The sequence below is a fragment of the Taishania pollutisoli genome, assembly GCF_014518315.1.
Lineage (GTDB): Bacteria > Bacteroidota > Bacteroidia > Flavobacteriales_D > Crocinitomicaceae > Taishania > Taishania pollutisoli.
Genome location: NZ_JACVEL010000011.1, coordinates 24,597 through 41,995, shown reverse-complemented (window position 1 = coordinate 41,995; position 17,399 = coordinate 24,597). Strand labels below are relative to the sequence as shown.

General features: G+C 42.5%; 14 protein-coding genes and 2 tRNA genes. 9 read left to right on the top strand and 7 right to left on the bottom strand.

Annotation, left to right across the window (positions count from 1 at the left end; all coding sequences use genetic code 11):
* Positions 1 to 91 precede the first annotated feature (91 nt).
* The 7 genes from H9Y05_RS13655 to hemN all read left to right on the top strand — a co-directional run bounded on the left by H9Y05_RS13655 (position 92) and on the right by hemN (position 6,692).
* Positions 92 to 1,042, top strand: a complete 951-nt coding sequence (locus H9Y05_RS13655) for a polysaccharide deacetylase family protein (RefSeq protein WP_216714604.1) — start codon at positions 92 to 94, stop codon at positions 1,040 to 1,042.
* 101 nt (positions 1,043 to 1,143) lie between these two features.
* Positions 1,144 to 1,713 (top strand): NfeD family protein, encoded by a 570-nt coding sequence (locus H9Y05_RS13650; protein WP_163491593.1) that lies wholly within the window; start codon positions 1,144 to 1,146, stop codon positions 1,711 to 1,713.
* A 13-nt stretch (positions 1,714 to 1,726) separates the two neighbouring features.
* Complete coding sequence (locus H9Y05_RS13645) at positions 1,727 to 3,253, top strand: flotillin family protein (RefSeq protein WP_216714603.1); 1,527 nt, start codon at positions 1,727 to 1,729, stop codon at positions 3,251 to 3,253.
* A gap of 145 nt (positions 3,254 to 3,398) precedes the next feature.
* On the top strand, positions 3,399 to 4,868 hold the full coding sequence (locus H9Y05_RS13640; RefSeq protein ID WP_216714602.1) for an APC family permease: 1,470 nt from the start codon (positions 3,399 to 3,401) through the stop codon (positions 4,866 to 4,868).
* A gap of 200 nt (positions 4,869 to 5,068) precedes the next feature.
* Positions 5,069 to 5,145, top strand: a tRNA-Thr gene (locus H9Y05_RS13635).
* Between the two features lie 7 nt (positions 5,146 to 5,152).
* Positions 5,153 to 5,225 (top strand) — tRNA-Gly (locus H9Y05_RS13630).
* Between the two features lie 99 nt (positions 5,226 to 5,324).
* Positions 5,325 to 6,692: an oxygen-independent coproporphyrinogen III oxidase gene (gene hemN, locus H9Y05_RS13625; protein WP_163491596.1), complete on the top strand. Its 1,368-nt coding sequence runs from the start codon at positions 5,325 to 5,327 to the stop codon at positions 6,690 to 6,692.
* Here the strand turns inward: hemN and H9Y05_RS13620 are convergent, their stop codons facing one another.
* The 3 genes from H9Y05_RS13620 to H9Y05_RS13610 are packed head-to-tail and all read right to left on the bottom strand — an operon-like array spanning position 6,693 to position 9,663.
* A complete protein-coding gene (locus H9Y05_RS13620) occupies positions 6,693 to 7,775 on the bottom strand; it encodes a hypothetical protein (protein ID WP_163491597.1) in 1,083 nt (360 codons plus the stop codon).
* Between the two features lie 38 nt (positions 7,776 to 7,813).
* On the bottom strand, positions 7,814 to 8,461 hold the full coding sequence (locus H9Y05_RS13615) for an alpha/beta fold hydrolase (RefSeq protein WP_163491598.1): 648 nt from the start codon (positions 8,459 to 8,461) through the stop codon (positions 7,814 to 7,816).
* A complete protein-coding gene (locus H9Y05_RS13610) occupies positions 8,458 to 9,663 on the bottom strand; it encodes an aspartyl protease family protein (RefSeq protein ID WP_216714601.1) in 1,206 nt (401 codons plus the stop codon). The genes H9Y05_RS13615 and H9Y05_RS13610 overlap by 4 nt, the downstream gene beginning before the upstream one ends.
* A gap of 160 nt (positions 9,664 to 9,823) precedes the next feature.
* Here H9Y05_RS13610 and H9Y05_RS13605 point away from each other — a divergent pair, with 160 nt between their 5' ends.
* The gene (locus H9Y05_RS13605; protein ID WP_216714600.1) at positions 9,824 to 10,633 is read left to right on the top strand and encodes a helix-turn-helix domain-containing protein; all 810 of its coding nucleotides are present in this window, start codon (positions 9,824 to 9,826) and stop codon (positions 10,631 to 10,633) included.
* A gap of 78 nt (positions 10,634 to 10,711) precedes the next feature.
* On the opposite strand, the gene H9Y05_RS13600 is transcribed toward H9Y05_RS13605, so the two are convergent.
* The 4 genes from H9Y05_RS13600 to H9Y05_RS13585 all read right to left on the bottom strand — a co-directional run bounded on the left by H9Y05_RS13600 (position 10,712) and on the right by H9Y05_RS13585 (position 14,871).
* Complete coding sequence (locus H9Y05_RS13600) at positions 10,712 to 12,649, bottom strand: VWD domain-containing protein (protein WP_216714599.1); 1,938 nt, start codon at positions 12,647 to 12,649, stop codon at positions 10,712 to 10,714.
* Positions 12,650 to 12,790: 141 nt separating this feature from the next.
* The gene (gene lhgO, locus H9Y05_RS13595) at positions 12,791 to 14,002 is read right to left on the bottom strand and encodes an L-2-hydroxyglutarate oxidase (protein WP_216714598.1); all 1,212 of its coding nucleotides are present in this window, start codon (positions 14,000 to 14,002) and stop codon (positions 12,791 to 12,793) included.
* A 195-nt stretch (positions 14,003 to 14,197) separates the two neighbouring features.
* Positions 14,198 to 14,620 carry a PIN domain-containing protein gene (locus H9Y05_RS13590; protein ID WP_216714597.1) on the bottom strand — a complete coding sequence of 141 codons (423 nt, stop codon included), beginning with the start codon at positions 14,618 to 14,620 and terminating at the stop codon, positions 14,198 to 14,200.
* Positions 14,620 to 14,871 carry a DUF6364 family protein gene (locus H9Y05_RS13585; RefSeq protein ID WP_216714596.1) on the bottom strand — a complete coding sequence of 84 codons (252 nt, stop codon included), beginning with the start codon at positions 14,869 to 14,871 and terminating at the stop codon, positions 14,620 to 14,622. The genes H9Y05_RS13590 and H9Y05_RS13585 overlap by 1 nt, the downstream gene beginning before the upstream one ends.
* Before the next feature lie 184 nt (positions 14,872 to 15,055).
* Between H9Y05_RS13585 and H9Y05_RS13580 the strand changes: the two genes are divergently transcribed.
* Entirely contained in the window at positions 15,056 to 17,377 is a 2,322-nt protein-coding gene (locus H9Y05_RS13580) for an ATP-dependent helicase (protein WP_163491605.1), read from the top strand.
* Positions 17,378 to 17,399: the final 22 nt, after the last annotated feature.

Here is a 17,399-nt window from a genome sequence, read left to right as displayed (position 1 = left end):
CATAAAGGTATAAAAATAGCACAGATGGAGTCTGTCGTCCTACATATAAATTCACTATTTTTGAACCTGTCCCCTTATAAATTAACGTACTATGACAATTGTCGTCATCCATTCTTTCAGAACGCGCATACTATCAGTACTCCTTCTTTTTTTCAGCAGCCTTCCCGGTTTCTCACAAAAACAGGTTGCCATCACAATGGATGACATTGAACAACGCAATGCATACCTTCCTGAAGATTTCAAAGCAACGATGCTCGACACCATTATTGCATTGGATCTGCCTGTTATGATTTTTATTTCCGAAGGACGTCTATTTGCAGATGACAGTGTCAAACGATTCTACAACATTGAACGTTGGGTTTCCAATCCGTTGATCCATGTAGGAAGTCACACATATAGTCACTTGTATTACAGTGATACAACATTCAGCTTTTATACGCGGGACATTGAACGGGGGCTGGCCGTTTCCGCACCAATCGCGCATAAATACGGGAAAACGATTCGCAGCTTCCGGTTTCCGTTTAATTGCCTGGGAAAAGATAGCTTGCAACACCATCAAATGCGGGATTATTTTGCGAAGAAGGGAATGACCATTGCACCGTTTAGTGTTGAAAGTGAAGATTGGGCGTACAATACTGTTTATGAGCACTACTTGTCAAAAGGTGATACGATCAATGCATCCGCCACCGGACATCGGTATGTAACGCAGACACTGGCAATGTTTCATTACCTGGAAAAAATATGTCAATTTCAATACAACAGGGATGTCAGACAGATTTATTTGTGTCACGACAACCTGATCAATGAACATTATCTTCCGCAAATTATCCGGGCATTGCGAAAAGAAGGGTATGAAACCATCTCGTTCGATAAAGCATTAGCAGATCCTGTGTATCAATCAGCGGATCATTATTATAAAAAATGGGGCATTTCATGGATTTACAGATACAATTACGAGCAACTGAAAGAGTTCTTCAAACAAGAACCGAATGATGCCATTTACAGGGAATACGAAGAATTAATGAATGAAAAGAATAAGTAGTACCTGTTATCTGCACAAATACGCTCATTCTTCACTCTCCCCTGTCAATTATTCCGAATATTTGATTATTTTTGGAAACCGTTGATAACCTTATTTATACTATGTTCGGATTCTTACAAAACCTTGACTCACTACACCAGACATTCTGGTACATCGCTATTCCTGTCAGTGTTATTTTTATCATCCAAACCATACTGACATTTATCGGTGCTGACGGAGCAGACGGGATCGAAGCTGATTTTGACGGAGACCTGGACGGAGGAGACGCACCGTTTCAATTATTTTCCCTGCGTAACCTCATCAATTTTTTGATCGGGTTTAGCTGGACGGGTGTCCTGTTTTACACTAAGCTGGAAAACAAAACCATCCTGGTCTTACTGGCGACTGCGGTTGGTGCCGCATTTTTATTTCTCTTTTTTCTGTTGATCCGTCAAATCATGAAATTGAGTGAAGACAATACATTCAAATTAGCAAATACCGTCGGCAAAGTCGGATCGGTTTACCTTTCTATTCCGGAGGAACGTTCAGGAAGCGGGAAAGTACAGGTATCGGTCAATGGTACAACACATGAATTGGACGCCATCACATCCGGAGAGCGCATTCCTTCGGGAAATATGGTGAAAATCACCGGGATTGAATCAGGAAAATTATTAATTGTAGAAAAACTATAAACACAGAAACAGTATGGAAGGATTATTATTGATCGTAATAGCGGTTGTCGTTGGATTTGTTATCTTTTTAGCTCTTATATCCCGGTACAAACGTTGTCCCTCTGATAAAATTTTGGTTGTATACGGGAAAACCGGTGGAAGTTCAGCAAAATGTATTCATGGAGGAGGGGCTTTCATCTGGCCGGTAATTCAGGATTATGCCTACCTCGATCTGAAACCGATTTCCATTGAAGCAAATCTGACAAACGCACTGTCACGACAAAACATTCGTGTGGATGTACCATGCCGCTTTACAATTGCCATTTCAACAGAAACAGACAGTATGAATAATGCTGCGGAACGTTTATTGGGATTGGCTCCCGGAGATATTCAGGAATTGGCAAAAGACATTCTCTTCGGTCAGTTGCGTCTGGTGATTGCAACAATGACCATTGAAGAAATCAACTCTGACAGAGATAAATTCCTTGACAATATTTCAAAAAACGTGGATACCGAATTGAAAAAAATCGGTTTGAAACTGATCAACGTCAACGTGACGGACATCAAAGATGAATCCGGTTACATTGAAGCATTGGGGAAAGAAGCTGCTGCAAAAGCGATCAACGAAGCAAAAATTTCCGTTGCCGAGCAGGAAAAAATCGGGGAAACAGGAAAGGCAATTGCCGATAGAGAACGCGATGTGCAAATTGCAGAAACACACAGAGACCGGGATGTAAAAATTGCCATTACCAATAAAGACAGAGAAGTTAGTATTGCATCGGCATACAGAGATGAATCCATTGGTAAAGCGGAAGCAGAGCGGGACACACGTGTGGCAACTTCCGAGGCAAATGCCATTGCCGTGAAAGGAGAAAACGAAGCAAAAATTGACATTGCTAATTCAGAAGCTGCTCGTAGAGAGAAGGAAGCAGAGGCATTGCGTATTGCGATTTCTGCTGAAAAAGTACAACAGGCGAAAGCCCTTGAAGAAGCTTACTTAGCGGAACAAAAAGCAGAAACTGCCCGTTCAGAGCGAGAACGCTCAACACAGATTGCGAATATCGTCGTACCGGCGGAAATTGCCAAGCAACGGGCAATCATTGAAGCACAAGCAGAAGCAGAGCGATTGAGAGAGCAGGCAAAAGGAGAGGCAGATGCGATTTATGCAAAAATGGAAGCTGAAGCAAAAGGATTGTATGAAATTCTGACCAAACAGGCGGAAGGATACCGCGATGTTGTTGCTGCCGCAGGTGGAGATCCGACAAAAGCATTCCAGTTGTTATTGATTGAAAAACTTCCTGAATTGGTAAAAACACAGGTAGAGGCGGTTAAAAACATTAAAATTGATAAAATTACGGTGTGGGATTCCGGTAATAATTCGGAAAACGGCGCCAATTCAACTGCCAACTTCGTATCGGGAATGATGAAAACTGTACCACCGTTGAATGATTTGTTTAACATGGCCGGATTAAATCTCCCGACATATCTGAAGGGAGCTGACGATGCAACAGAGATCAATCCTCCTGCTTCCGAAGGGACCGAAAACAGCAAAAAGGATTAACACTAACAGATTTTCAGCACTTGTCTGATCTATTTATCCCATTGTATATTTATCCTTTCTGAGGTGAAATCAGGTTGATTGTGACGTTTTTAATGCTGTCCGTCTCCTGAAAAATGCTTATATTTAGTGTCTTTTTCACATACTTATGAGTAAAGACACTTCCCACAACGAATTATCCCGGACATTCGGATTAAAGATGGCCATTGTGATTGTCATCAGTGCCATTATCGGTTCGGGAGTGTTCAAGAAAGTAGCACCAATGGCAGAATTACTGCACGCCCCCTGGTTGGTTATCCTCGCATGGCTGGTAGCAGGAATCTTCATTTTATTCGGAGTCTTTTGCATTGCGGAATTAAGCGCTTTGTTCCCGCATTCGGGAGGTCCCTTCAACTGGTTGGAAAAAATATACGGCAAACTAATCTCTTTCCTCTATGGCTGGGCTTGCTTTACCGTCGTTCAGACAGCAGCGATTTCATCCATCGCCTTTGTATTTGCAGGCGCATTAAACACGTTTATCCCCCTCCCGCGGCTTCCGGAACAGTATGAAACTCTATCTGTTTTCGGGCTGTATCCGTTTGCCAATTTCGGGGCAAAAATGGTCGCATGCCTGTCGATCATCACCTTGACGCTTGTCAATATCAAAGGCACAAAAAAGGGAGGACACCTCAGCCTGTTGTTTACTTTTCTGATTCTTATTTCCATTCTCATCGTTATTGTGGGTGCATTTGGGAGCGATACCGGAAGCATCGCAACTTTTGAGAATTACGCTTCCGGTTATCCTGCCGGAGGATTTACTTTTTTTGCTTTTATCAGCGCCATGGTACTGGCCATCCGCTCCGCATTCTGGGGATATGAAGGTTGGCTTGCACTGGGGTTTATCGGGGAGGAGATCCAACATCCGCACAAGAATCTGCCGCGTGCACTGGTGATCGGGATATCCATTGTCATTTTGGTTTATCTGCTGATTAACACGGCTTATTTGTATGTACTCCCCGTCGATGAGATGCTTGCCGACATCCGGCAGGATGAAAACACAATTGCAGCGGTACTGGTTGTTGATAAATTACTGGGAACAGGAGGTGCTTACATTATCAGCGCCATGATTCTTGTATCTACGTTCGGGTGTACCAATGCGACCATTCTTGTATCTTCCCGCATTTATTATGCAATGGCAAAAAAGGGACTGTTTTTCAAAAAAGCCGCACAAACACATACAGTGAACCGCACACCGCATTACGCGTTGATCTACCAGTGTATCTGGGCGTGTTTATTGGTGTTTTCAGGATCGTTTGAAACGTTGACTGATCTGGTCATCATTTCAGCATTCATTTTCAACGGACTGATTGTCTTTGGAGTCATACGGTTGCGCATCAAACTGAAAGATACTCCACGCCCGTATAAAGTACCGCTTTATCCTTTTGTTCCTGTTGTCTTTGTTCTTTTTTGCATTGTGCTGATGGTTATTTCATTCTATGAATCTCCTTTAAAATCGTTCATTGGCCTGTGTCTCATTTTATCCGGATTGCCTTTTTATTACTATTGGAACAAACAACAAGCGTCGCAAACAGAAAAGAAGACTGTCCCTGCTTCAGATGCTTCAGCCGACGAGCAGTAAGTACTTTATACCAAAACTATCTGTTTTCCAAAAGCTAACTGGTAAACAATCTGAATTGCCGCACATAATTGCAACAAAAAATTACATTTTTTTTCATCTGAATGTGGCAAGAATAAAATTCTTGTATATATTTGCACTCCCAAAGTGATTCATTCATTTTGAACGTTCTTTCAGATAAGAAATAATACCAACAATAATACGCCGATGTAGCTCAGCTGGCTAGAGCAGCTGATTTGTAATCAGCAGGTCGTGGGTTCGAGTCCCTCTATCGGCTCCATTTTTAAGCGGGAGTAGCTCAGTTGGTAGAGCGTCAGCCTTCCAAGCTGAGGGTCGCGAGTTCGAATCTCGTCTCCCGCTCATTAAAGCATTCTTTACGGGATGCTTTTTTTGTTTTGCCTTTCTCAAACTATGACGCATGTCATTTTTATCCCGGGTCAATCGTTGTAATTTTGCAATATGAACCGGTTACTCATCTCTAAATACAATGTTCAGGGTCCAAGATACACCTCTTACCCGACTGTTCCTTACTGGGAAGAATCATTATTTTCAGACAGGCAATGGCAAGAAACCGTTGCCCGGTCAATTGGTGAAAGCAATGAAAAAGAGGGGATCAGCCTGTACATTCACCTCCCCTTTTGTGAACAATTGTGCACCTTCTGTGCCTGCCACAAACGCATTACAAAGCAACACCGCTTTGAGCGTCCATACATTGAAACGGTTTTAAAAGAATGGCAATTATACCTGGAATTATTCCGGGAAAACAACCAAAAACCATTACTCAAAGAGCTGCATCTCGGGGGAGGAACTCCCACCTTTTTTTCTCCTGATAACCTCCGCTTTTTATTGGAAGAGTTGTTTTCAACCGTCACCATTTCTGAACATCCTGAGTTCAGTTTTGAAGGACATCCGAACAATACAACTTACGAACACCTTCAAACATTATTCGACCTGGGATTCACACGCGTCAGTTTTGGTGTACAGGACTACGATCCGGTGATTCAGCAAGCCATCAACCGGATTCAACCGTTTGAGCAGGTAGAACGTGTAACAAACCAGGCGCGGGAGATCGGTTACAAAAGCGTCAGTCACGATCTGGTATTCGGACTTCCGTTTCATACCTGGGAAAAGATGGAGCAAACCATCCGGAAAACGTTGGCATTGCAACCCGACCGACTCGCATTCTATTCGTACGCACACGTTCCATGGATTAAAGGCGTCGGGCAACGTGGCTTTTCGGAATCAGACTTACCAAAAGGTGCAGAAAAACGAACGTTGTATGAAAACGGGAAATTATTGCTGGAAGAATTGGGATATTTTGAAATCGGGATGGACCACTTCGCCCTGAAGCACGACGATCTTTACCTGTCCATGCAGGAAAACAGGTTGCACCGGAATTTCATGGGATATACCTCCGGAAAAACACAGCTGATGATTGGGTTGGGGATGTCGGCTATTTCTGATAGCTGGTATGCTTTTGCTCAAAACGAAAAAAGTGTTGAAGATTATCAATTCCGAGTTGAACAAGGTGAATTACCCGTATTCAGAGGACATCTACTGACCGGGGAAGACCTGATTGTCCGGCAGCAAATTCTCAACATCATGTGCCGACTGGAAACTTCCTGGAACCGGGAAGACGCCCGTTTATTTGAGACAATACGGGATCAATTACATGAATTACAACAAGACGGGTTGATTGAATTGTCAGAAGACGGGCTGACAGTTACTGAAAACGGAAGAGCTTTCATTCGCAATATAGCCATGGCATTTGACAAGCGTATGCTTGAACGATGCCCCGAAACGCAACTGTTTTCTTCTGTTGTGTGATCAGACCCTCAGAATTTTCCCTTTCTGATATATCAGGAATGCATTATTTGGCAATTTTACCAAAACAGAGTTTCCATAGATTTCAAATTCCGCATTCTGGAGGTTTGTCAGTTCGATGACTTGCCCGTCAATCACTGCGGATACACCACCAATCATGTTACGGTATACCAATGTAGCATTTTTGATTTTGTATTCTGTCAACTTAAAATTCGCAGCCTGCACCCTCGTTCCGTTCACATCGCAGTATGTAAATCCGTTGTCTTCATACACAACAATATCATCTACCACGTCCCATTTTCCGGGAAAGGAAGACAATTGCGATTTTTGACCATTGCGGTACACCATCAGGTTCCCTCCGACATCTTCATACACAACAAATCCTCTTCCTGCTTTGTAATTTTTCACCCATTGATCTTCCACATCTACAAAATTCCCTTTATCAAACACAGCGAACGTTCTGGTGGTCGGATCGTTAAATGCAACAATGTCGGTTCCGCTTTTAAAATTAATATCGCCGTTCCACACACCTACTTCGGTAATGTTTCCCTTGTAGAAAATCTTGTACAATCCTCCGTTATCGGCAAATGCCATGATGTTTTCGCCAATCTTACCGGAGTTCGTTAAAGACAAATCTGTTGTACTTGTCTGCAAGGGATATTCTATTCCATTCCAATGAACCAACATCGAGTTGTAACGGGTATCCATGAACACAATGATGTCATCTTTGACAATGTACTGACCGCCGAAGAAAGACAACGTTTTCGTCTTTCCTCCCCGCCACATACCAAGTGTTGTTCCGATGTTCCATCCGACCATGTTATCGGAAATCTGGTATTCAAGGTTCATATTGGAAATATCCTGCCGCTCCTTTCCGTCATATACACGAAGATTTCCACGAATATCCAGGTAAGCAACTACATTGTCCCCTGCCTTGTATCCTTTGATTTCCTGCATCTCGATGAATTTGAACGTCCCGTCCTCTACTGTACGGAACCACCGGTTAAAGTCAACAAACGGAATCACTGCCTGTGAGTAAGAAAGTGTGGCAGTGAATAAAAATAAAGAAAATACAATTTTTTTCATGTTTTAAAAATAGTCAAATATTGAGCCAAATGAACATTTCAGTTTACCGGATCAATTACGTTTAATAGTTGTTGTTCAATTTCCTTTGCATGACTAACTACCATCAGGTGTCCTCCGCCTGCAACTACATAATCCGGTTTAACGCTACTCAACGGAAACAATTGGTCGTCACTTCCGTGGATTCTAAACGCTTCAACCGTTTGTGTATTGTTCCATCCGGCAATTGCATTGAGTGCCCACCGGATGTACTTCGGATCACTGTCTTGCAGTATTTCGGAAAGCAACTCTCGCTCCCCTTCTGATTTGGCTCCAAACAACCGGAAGGCAATGGAAGAAGGGCGGTTGAAATACTTAGAAGGAATGAGGTTATACAAGTTGAACAACTTTGAAATTTTCATCCGGAAGGGTTGTTCGTGTTTTCCCGAAATGGTAGAAATCAAAATTGTTTTACGGGGGTGCATGTACATGGAGAGTTCCTGCACCAGCATTCCGCCGAACGACAATCCCATTAAGATAAACGGTTCATTTTGATTGATGGTTGCTCCCATCCGCTTTGCATAACTTTCCAACGTTTCGCGTTCTAACGGGTCCAGCCATTTTACATGTACCAATTCATATGGATGCAAGTCCAGGTATTTGAACGCCCGTTCATCCGCACCTAATCCGCTGAAACAATAGATTTTCATTTTGATCCTGATAAAGGGGGCATTTTTGTTAAAAAGTATTCGTCTTTCCCTCCGTTCCGATCCAATACAATTTGCAGTGTTTCTACTTCCTTTACACGAACCAACTTAATGATCTTACAATATTCTTCTAAGGTTGTATGTGCTACATCCACATCATTTACGCGTAGCACAACGTCCCCGACTTTAATACCCTGTTGTTGAGCAGAACTTCCATCAGCGATCAATGAAACAACCATTTTGTCACCTTCTTTAAACAAAGAGATTCCAAACGATTCCGCGTATGCATTTTGAAATTCTCCCTGAGGATACAAGTATACCAGGTTATTTTTCCAATCAATTGTAACCAGGTAATTTCTCAAAAAGGACATTCCCAGCAAGGAAGATTTGGAGCGCTTCATGTCAATTACCTGGCCGGTAACAGATAGATTTCCCATTGATAACTCTTTAACCAACACCTGACGAATGGTATCATTTTCAGATGTTCCGAACAATCCAACTGAGCTGGCACCATAAGAAGAACGTTCTGCCAAAATCTGGTTTTCAGACTTCAATCCGTTATATGATTCACTATCTGTTGATAGAAATCCAACCGATCCCGTATCCATTTTCAACTTTTTCACATCCACATGCCCCATTCTCAGATGAATGAGTGGTGTTCCCGTCACTTCTGTAGTAAACGGAACAACATACCCGTTCACAGGCCGTGTCAACTGGTCAAAATCGGAAGCAATCCGAATTACATTTTTCTGGCTGTCGATTTGCCAGAACGCTTTCCTCATCAGGTTGGCCCCGATCAGTCCGTCGATGTTCAAACACGCAATTGCTTCTGCCTGTTTTAAATCCGCAACAGCAGCTGTTGTATTGACGAAAGCAGCACCGCTGATATTGATCTTTTGAACTCTCACATAATCCAGTAAGGATTCATTTCCTTGTGAATCCACCGTTTTAATACTTCTGCTTTTTTTGAGCTTCAGCCGCTCGGATAATTCTGTTGAAACAACATTCGGAGCACCGGTATCAAATAAAAAACGATACATTTCACCTTCTATATCAACAGGAATAATCATCAGCCCGTTTTCAACCGTAAAAGGGACTTCAATCACTTCGTTATGCCGCATGTATTCTCCTTTCTGAAAAAGGCCGATAAGTTGCTGTTGGCAGGAGGTCAACAGCAGGAGAGAAAAAATAAGGAAACGTTTCATGTTCAATTTCACCTGACTAAATTAATCAATTTATTTCAAAATAAGAATAGTATAAGCCGGTATTAACACTTCATTAAACAATATAAAATGATTACAAAATAATCATTTTTTGATTATTATTTAATTTTATTTATTACTTTTACGTATTCATAAAAAATACATGATGAGTGTCGGAAATAATTTAAAGCTGTTGAGGAAGCGCAAAAAGTTGTCACAGGAAGAAATCTCCGCGACACTGGGTTTGACACGCTCTACATACAGTGGTTATGAAAACGGAGTTGCCCAACCAAATATTGACAACCTGATTTCGCTATCAGAATACCATTCCATCCCGATCGATGAATTGGTCAAAAAGGATTTTGAGCACTTTTCGGAAGCAGACTGGCAACGAATTGACCAGGGGATGTATACGGATGTAAAAGGAATGAAACTCCGGGTGCTGACGGCTCTTGTCAATGAAGACAATGAAGAGTTGATTGAGTTGGTTCCGCTGAAAGCTTCTGCAGGTTATACTTCCGGGTATGCAGATCCCGACTATTTAAAAGTGCTTCCGACATTCACTCTTCCGTTTCTTTCCAAAGACAAAAAATACAGGTCGTTTCCCATCAAAGGGGATTCCATGCCTCCTGTTGTGGAAGGTTCATACGTTGTTGCTGAATTTGTACAGAACTGGCTGTCTGTCAGAAACGGAACTCCCTGCATCGTTGTAACAAAAGACGAAGGAATTGTATTTAAAGTCTTGAACAACCGGTTAGATACTGATCAATCGTTTCAATTGTGTTCCACCAATACCTTCTATCAACCATACCTGGTTCATGTCAATGATATTATTGAGATCTGGAAATTCGTCAACTACATTTCTCCTGAATTGCCGGATGTGCAAATGGATAAAGAAGGTGTTTCCCGCTCCATTATGGAATTACAACAAGAAGTCAGTGAATTAAAAAACCTGTTGATTAAAAAAGGATAACCCGTATCCTTGTAAAGCACATAAAAAAAGTCTGCTCTTTCGGGCAGACTTTTCCATTATTGTTGTGTTATTCAAATTCTATCGTCTTCCCGGACTGGGAGTTGTCACTGTTCCCCCACCACCCGACTTCGTTGTACCGGTTGTTTTGATGCTACCGGGTGTTACCGTTGTGGTTTTTGAGGGAGTTGTTGTTGCAGGTGCAGGAGTCGGCTTTCTTTCCACAGGAGTTGTCGTAGTCGGACGCGTTGTTGTCGATCCTGTACTGCTACCCGAAGGGCGCGTGGTAGTTGTCCCGCTGCTTCTTTCAGGTTTAGCTGTCGCCGGAGTTACAGGTGTTGGTCTGTTTACAGGTGTAGGTGTAGAAATAACCGGTTGTTTTTCTTCTGCCGTCACAGTGCTTCCTCCTACAGGCTTACGCACTGTTTCTCTATCCGTAACTATTGGTTTTTCTCTTTCTGAAGAAGTACTTTCGCCTCTTACAGGATTCACTGGTTCTGATCCTGTTCTTTCCCCGGAAGGCACATGTTCAAATGTACGTTCTTCGTCTGTTGTTACCGGCTTCTTTCCTTCAACAGGTTTCGCCTCATGATCCAGTGTTGATCCTTGCTCACCACCTGTTACACGTCCTCCCGAGCCAGTTGTTGAAGGTGTTCTTTCTCCCGTTATACCTGAAGAAGGTGCTCGTTCATACACATCTGTTCTGTTCACATTCGGCTTTCTGTCTGACACCGGGTTCAGATCCCGGCCCGTAGTTCTGTTCGGTGTTGACGGTCTCGGATTCGGTTGAATATTCGCATGCGCCAGGTCCATCACACAACCTGACATATCATCCGCCAAAATTCCCTGACGCTCGCATTCCCTTCTTGCTCTATCGCGGTCTGCCTGCGTAAGGTCTCCCAACGTAAGGTGTGTTCTCGGAAAAGAGGGGTCGTAGAACGTCCAGCTACTTTGTCCGAAACCATAGTCAAACAAAGAAGTTTGATCGTTCACCAGAAACTGGTTTCCAAAATCACGTGCTAAAAATGCCAGGTGTTCGCGTTCCATTGCGGATGTTGAACGTCCGAAATCACGTGATCCGAATGGATCGAAAATAGTTGAACTAGCCAGGTTCGCCCGGCTTCCTGCACCTGAAAAATCATCGTCGCTTCTTCCATTGGCATTTCCCATCAATCCAAAGTAATTGCCATTGCATTCGTAGACATAAACGGAGATATTCATGAATCGCATACCTGACGTACTTGATAATTTTGCCTGTACTTTTTCTCCGGTCGGCCAGGTTACCACGTATTCATTTCCTGTATTCTGGATTGTTCCGCCACGTGGCAGGTAAAACGTTTCATTGTTTACATAGACTGCTCTTCCATTGACACGCACCGGTGTTCCGGCCTGTCCGTCCGGTCCTTCACTGGCATAAATTCCCACTCTGTCTCCATAGACATTCATTGCCACCGCCGTGTTGAGAGACACTTCATTGGTTTGTGGCCGCTGACGCGCCTGTACTTCAAACATTCTGTCAGGAGAGCTTGACAAGACGTACTCTCCGGCCGTTTGAAACGAATACGATTTTCCGTCAAATGTACGGATGTGCGGATCTCCGTAAGTGCGTCCCATTGTCAACGGGCATCCCGGGCGGGAAACATAGGTTATGTACCTGTTTCCATTATCCGGTGTTCTTCCTGTTGATGGAGTTGTTCCGACGGGAACGCGGGTTGTTCCGGATTGAGTGGTTTCCGGAGTCCGGTTTTGAGTGGTGGATGGCTGTTGAACAATGGTTCGGATACGTTCCTGGCGATCAGTCGGAACCAAGGCATACATTTCAGCAGGGGTTAAATCTTCCGGGAATGTTCTGTCCGGGATCGGCTGATCATTAGCCATTGCATTAAAACTTTCGGCGAGCCATTCTCCACGAACGGCATCCCACTCGACCAATTCTGCCTTTACTCGCTGATAATTGTTATCCTGCGCAAAGGAAATGACTGATCCCAGTAAAAAGCTAATAAGTATTGTTTTTTTCATAGGACGGGGTTTTAGTTTATTTCTTCGGGGAGAAATACAAAACTTGTGCCAAAGAATGAACTTTATTTTTACTAAACCGTTTAGGGTGTAAAATTTTGAATTTTGAATAATCATTCAATATTTAAAATTCAGTATCCCCTCTTACTTTATTCCAAAGTGTTTTTCTGCCTCGTCCGCAATGTACCCTCCGATTGAAAGAGATGCGGTTGCTGCCGGAGACGGCGCATTCAGTACGTGGATGGAATTTCCGTGGTATTCGATTCGGAAATCATCGCGGGTATCTCCGTCTTTGCTCAACAGTAAGGCGCGCACACCTGAACGACCGGGTTTGAGGTCTTCCATTGTAAGAGAAGGAATCATGCGTTGCAATGTTTTCAGGAACAATTTTTTCGAGAATGCTCTGCGGTATTCGTTGATTCCAAAGCTCATGTTGTTGAAGAATAATTTCCATGTCCCTCCATATCCCAGTGCATCCGTTGTGTCTCTGAAAGAGAAATCAGTTTTTCCGTATCCTTCCCGCTTGAATGTAAACACGGCATTTGGTCCGCATTCTGTTTCTCCGTCGGTCATGCGGGTAAAATGCACCCCCAGGAACGGGAAATCAGGATTCGGCACCGGATAAATCAAATTTTTCACCTTGTGCTTTGCTTCTTCTGTCAATTCGTAATAGTCTCCACGAAATCCGACAACTTGTTCTTTCAGTTTCACACCGTCTTTTCTTGCGAGTCGATCTGCTTGCAAACCGGCACAGAAAATCAGGTGTTTTGCTGTAAAATCACCTTTATTTGTTTTCACAACTGACGTTTCTCCATTGCGCACAATTGCCTGAACTTCGTGTCCCATTTTCAGTGCGCTGTTGGAATTTTTAGCCAGTGCGAGTTCTACCATTTTTTCAGTTGCTCCGCGAAAATCAATGATCCCGGTGCAGGGCACCCAAATTCCACCAATGGATTCTACATACGGCTCAATTTCCTTGACTTGTTCCGCCGTAATTTTTTCAATTCCTTCAATTTTATTTTCCAGTCCGGTATTGAAGATTTTATCCATGTAGGGCAATTCTTTCGCATCGGTTGCCACGACCACCTTACCACATACATCGTGTTTGATACCATGTTCTTTGGCAAATGCCACCAGTTCGTGACGCCCCTGAATACAGTTTTTTGCTTTGAGTGATCCCGGTTTGTAGTACAATCCCGAGTGGATCACTCCCGAATTATGACCCGTTTGATGATCGGCCAGTTTATTTTCTTTTTCGAGTAAAACAATGGATAAATCCGGGTGGCGTTGCTGCAATTTGTAAAATGTTGCTGCTCCTACTATTCCTCCTCCGATGATCGCAATATCGTATGTCATAATTCTAATTTGAATGCAAATATAAGGATTAGAACGGATAGTTTGATTGGAGCAAATCCAGTAAAACAATTTGTTGCTCGGCAGAACAATTATCTCACAAAAACATATTTATTTTTAACTATTTATTTAAACCATTTTATTGGTTTTTATTTTTGTGTCGAGAAAATTTTTGATACTAGTTTGATGATCCATTTTCTACTGATATTTAATTGATTTCAAATACATTTCCGGCGTCATTACTGACAGTTTACTTGTTTTATAATCTTTGATATTTCGTGTTATAACGATATGAATACCCTGATTGTTTTGAGTAGAAAAATTTTGCAGTGCGTCTTCAAAATCTTTAAAGCCGGAATTTAACGCTTCTAAAATGGTTGCCTTGTCTGTAGTTACAACATCAACAATTTCCAAGAGCATTTTTAAACTTGCCATCACTTTCTCATGTTTGGCTGTTTTTCTGAGCAAATAATACATGTTACTCAATGCAACAGAAGTGACAAAACCTTTCAGTTCCTCCTTTTCACATAAACTCAGAATGCGTGACGTTTCTTCCGAAAAAGGTTTTCGGTCAAAAAAGAAATCGAGCATTACATCCGTATCAAGTAATACCTTATCCATCACAAATATTTTTCAGACAAACGATCTGTTAATTCCTTTTTAGCATCAAAATTTTTCGGCATTTTAAAAGAACCTCTCAACAATTTGACAATTGGTGTTTCTTTCTTATTTGCCCCTTTAGGTTCTTCCTCAATCAATGCCTTCATGTAATTTTCAATTAAGTCAGACAGGCTTCTTTCTTTTTCGCGGGCGTATTTTTTTGCCTTTTCAATAACAGATTGCTCGATCGTTAATGTCAATTTCGTATTCATACTCCTAATTATTTTACCTGTAAAGATGCAAAATTAATTTTACACGTATTTTTTTTACATTTTTCACACGTGTAATTATCCTGTCCCAACCACCTTGATTTTCAACCGTAAGACGATTCTATTTTTTACGTATCTTTGTACAACTTCGATTTGCACATCGTTACAGTCAAATTTTCAACAACAAATGAGTTATTTAGACGGATTGAACCCCAGTCAGCGTGCAGCTGTAGAAAATATTTACGGACCTACCATGGTTATTGCCGGAGCCGGTTCCGGGAAAACCCGTGTTCTTACCTTTCGGATTGCCTACATGATGGAACAAGGTGTTGACCCGTTCAATATCCTTGCCCTGACCTTTACCAATAAAGCAGCCAAAGAAATGCAGGAACGGATTGCAAAGATCAGTTCGTCCGGAGCGATGGGGCATTATGGTGCCAGTGAAGCGAAACACCTGACAATGGGAACGTTTCACTCTGTTTTTTCACGTATATTGCGGTTCAATGCAGATCGTATCGGGTATCCTGTCAATTTCACCATCTACGATACACAAGATTCTAAAAGTCTGATTAAAGATGTGATCAAGGAGTTGAAGCTGGATGATAAAACATACAAACCAAGTACGGTTCTGGGACGGATTTCAACGGCAAAAAACAACTTGGTTTCAGCAGATGAATACCTGCAAAACGAAGAAATCATGACCGAAGACAGGATGGCACGCCGACCGGAACTGGGACGTATTTACAAAGCCTATTCCACCCGTTGTTTTAAATCCGGGGCAATGGATTTTGATGATTTGTTATACCAAACCTATGTTTTGCTACGCGATTTTCCGGACGTTCTGGGTTACTATCAGCAAAAATTCAAATACATTCTGGTAGATGAGTACCAGGATACGAATTATGCACAATACATGATTGTAAAAATGCTGGCTGCAGCGTATGAAAATCTTTGTGTAGTTGGTGACGATGCCCAAAGTATCTATTCTTTCCGCGGTGCAAATATTCAAAACATCCTGAATTTCAAAAAAGATTATCCGGATTTTAAACTGTTCAAACTGGAACAAAATTACCGTAGCACTAAAAATATTGTAGATGCTGCCAACAGTGTGATTTCCCGCAACATTGATCAAATCAAAAAAGATGTGTGGACGGATAACGACGAAGGACAATTGCTGAATGTTGTTCGCACACTAACGGATAATGAGGAAGGGAAACTGGTAGCCAATCGCTTGTTTGACATCAAATCACAGGAGGGTTGTTCCTTCAATGATTTTGCCATTTTGTACCGCACCAATCGCCAGTCGCGTTCTTTTGAGGAAGCCTTGCGCAAATTGAATATTCCCTATAAGATTTATGGTGGTTTGTCCTTTTACCAGCGGAAAGAAATCAAGGATTTACTCGCCTATTTTCGACTGACAACCAATCACCGGGATGAAGAGGCATTCAAACGGGTGATCAATTATCCGAAGCGCGGAATCGGGAAAACAACGATTGAAAACATTGTGATCGCATCCACTACCTACGGATTACCGATCTGGGATGTGATTACAAATATGGATCAGTATCCTGTGCAGATGAACGGTTCGACCCGTCATAAAATTGAAGAATTTGCTACAATGATTCGTAGTTTTTCCGCACAATTGGAAAAATTAAATGCATACGATCTGGGACAGCACATTGCCAAATCGAGTGGTATTCTAAAGGACCTGTATGCTGAAAAAGAGAAAGGACCGGAAGAAGTGGAACGCTACCAGAACATTGAAGAATTACTGGCCGGGTTAAAAGAATTTACGGTTTCCAAGGAAGAAGGAGAATCCGCAAGTCTCGCGGAATTTATGATCGACGTGGCATTGCTCACCGACGCAGACGAAGACAAAGGAGATGATCGCAATCATGTGACGATGATGACCATTCACTCCAGTAAAGGATTGGAATTTACGCATGTATTCCTGGTCGGCCTGGAGGAGAACCTGTTCCCTTCTCAGATGGCACTACAATCACGGACAGAAACGGAAGAAGAACGGCGTTTGTTTTACGTTGCGGTAACACGTGCCATGAAAAGTTGTACACTTACGTATGCTGCTTCCCGCTTTCAATGGGGTTCGCTGACAACTTCCGAACCGAGCCGGTTCATTGATGAGATCAACCCGAAATTTCTTCACTTCGAAACACCTCAGCGCGGTCCGGGACGTTCGCTGAATACAGGTCGCCCTCTGGGGGGTGGATTCGGAACGACGGGAGGCGGTTTAAACCGTTCATTGGGAAGCGTTTCTCAACGTCCGGCTGCTGAAGTACAAAACATGAAACCTGTTTCTCAGGCAACGGGAGGAAAAGCAGACACCTCCGATCTGAAAGTCGGTTACAATGTGCTACACGACCGTTTCGGAAAAGGAAAGGTAACGAAAATAGAAGGACAAGGGCCAGATAAGAAAGCAACTATTTTCTTCCCGCATCACGGGGCTAAAAATATTTTACTGCGTTTCGCCAATCTGACGGTCGTTGATTAATCGGTCACACTGTTTTTATTCT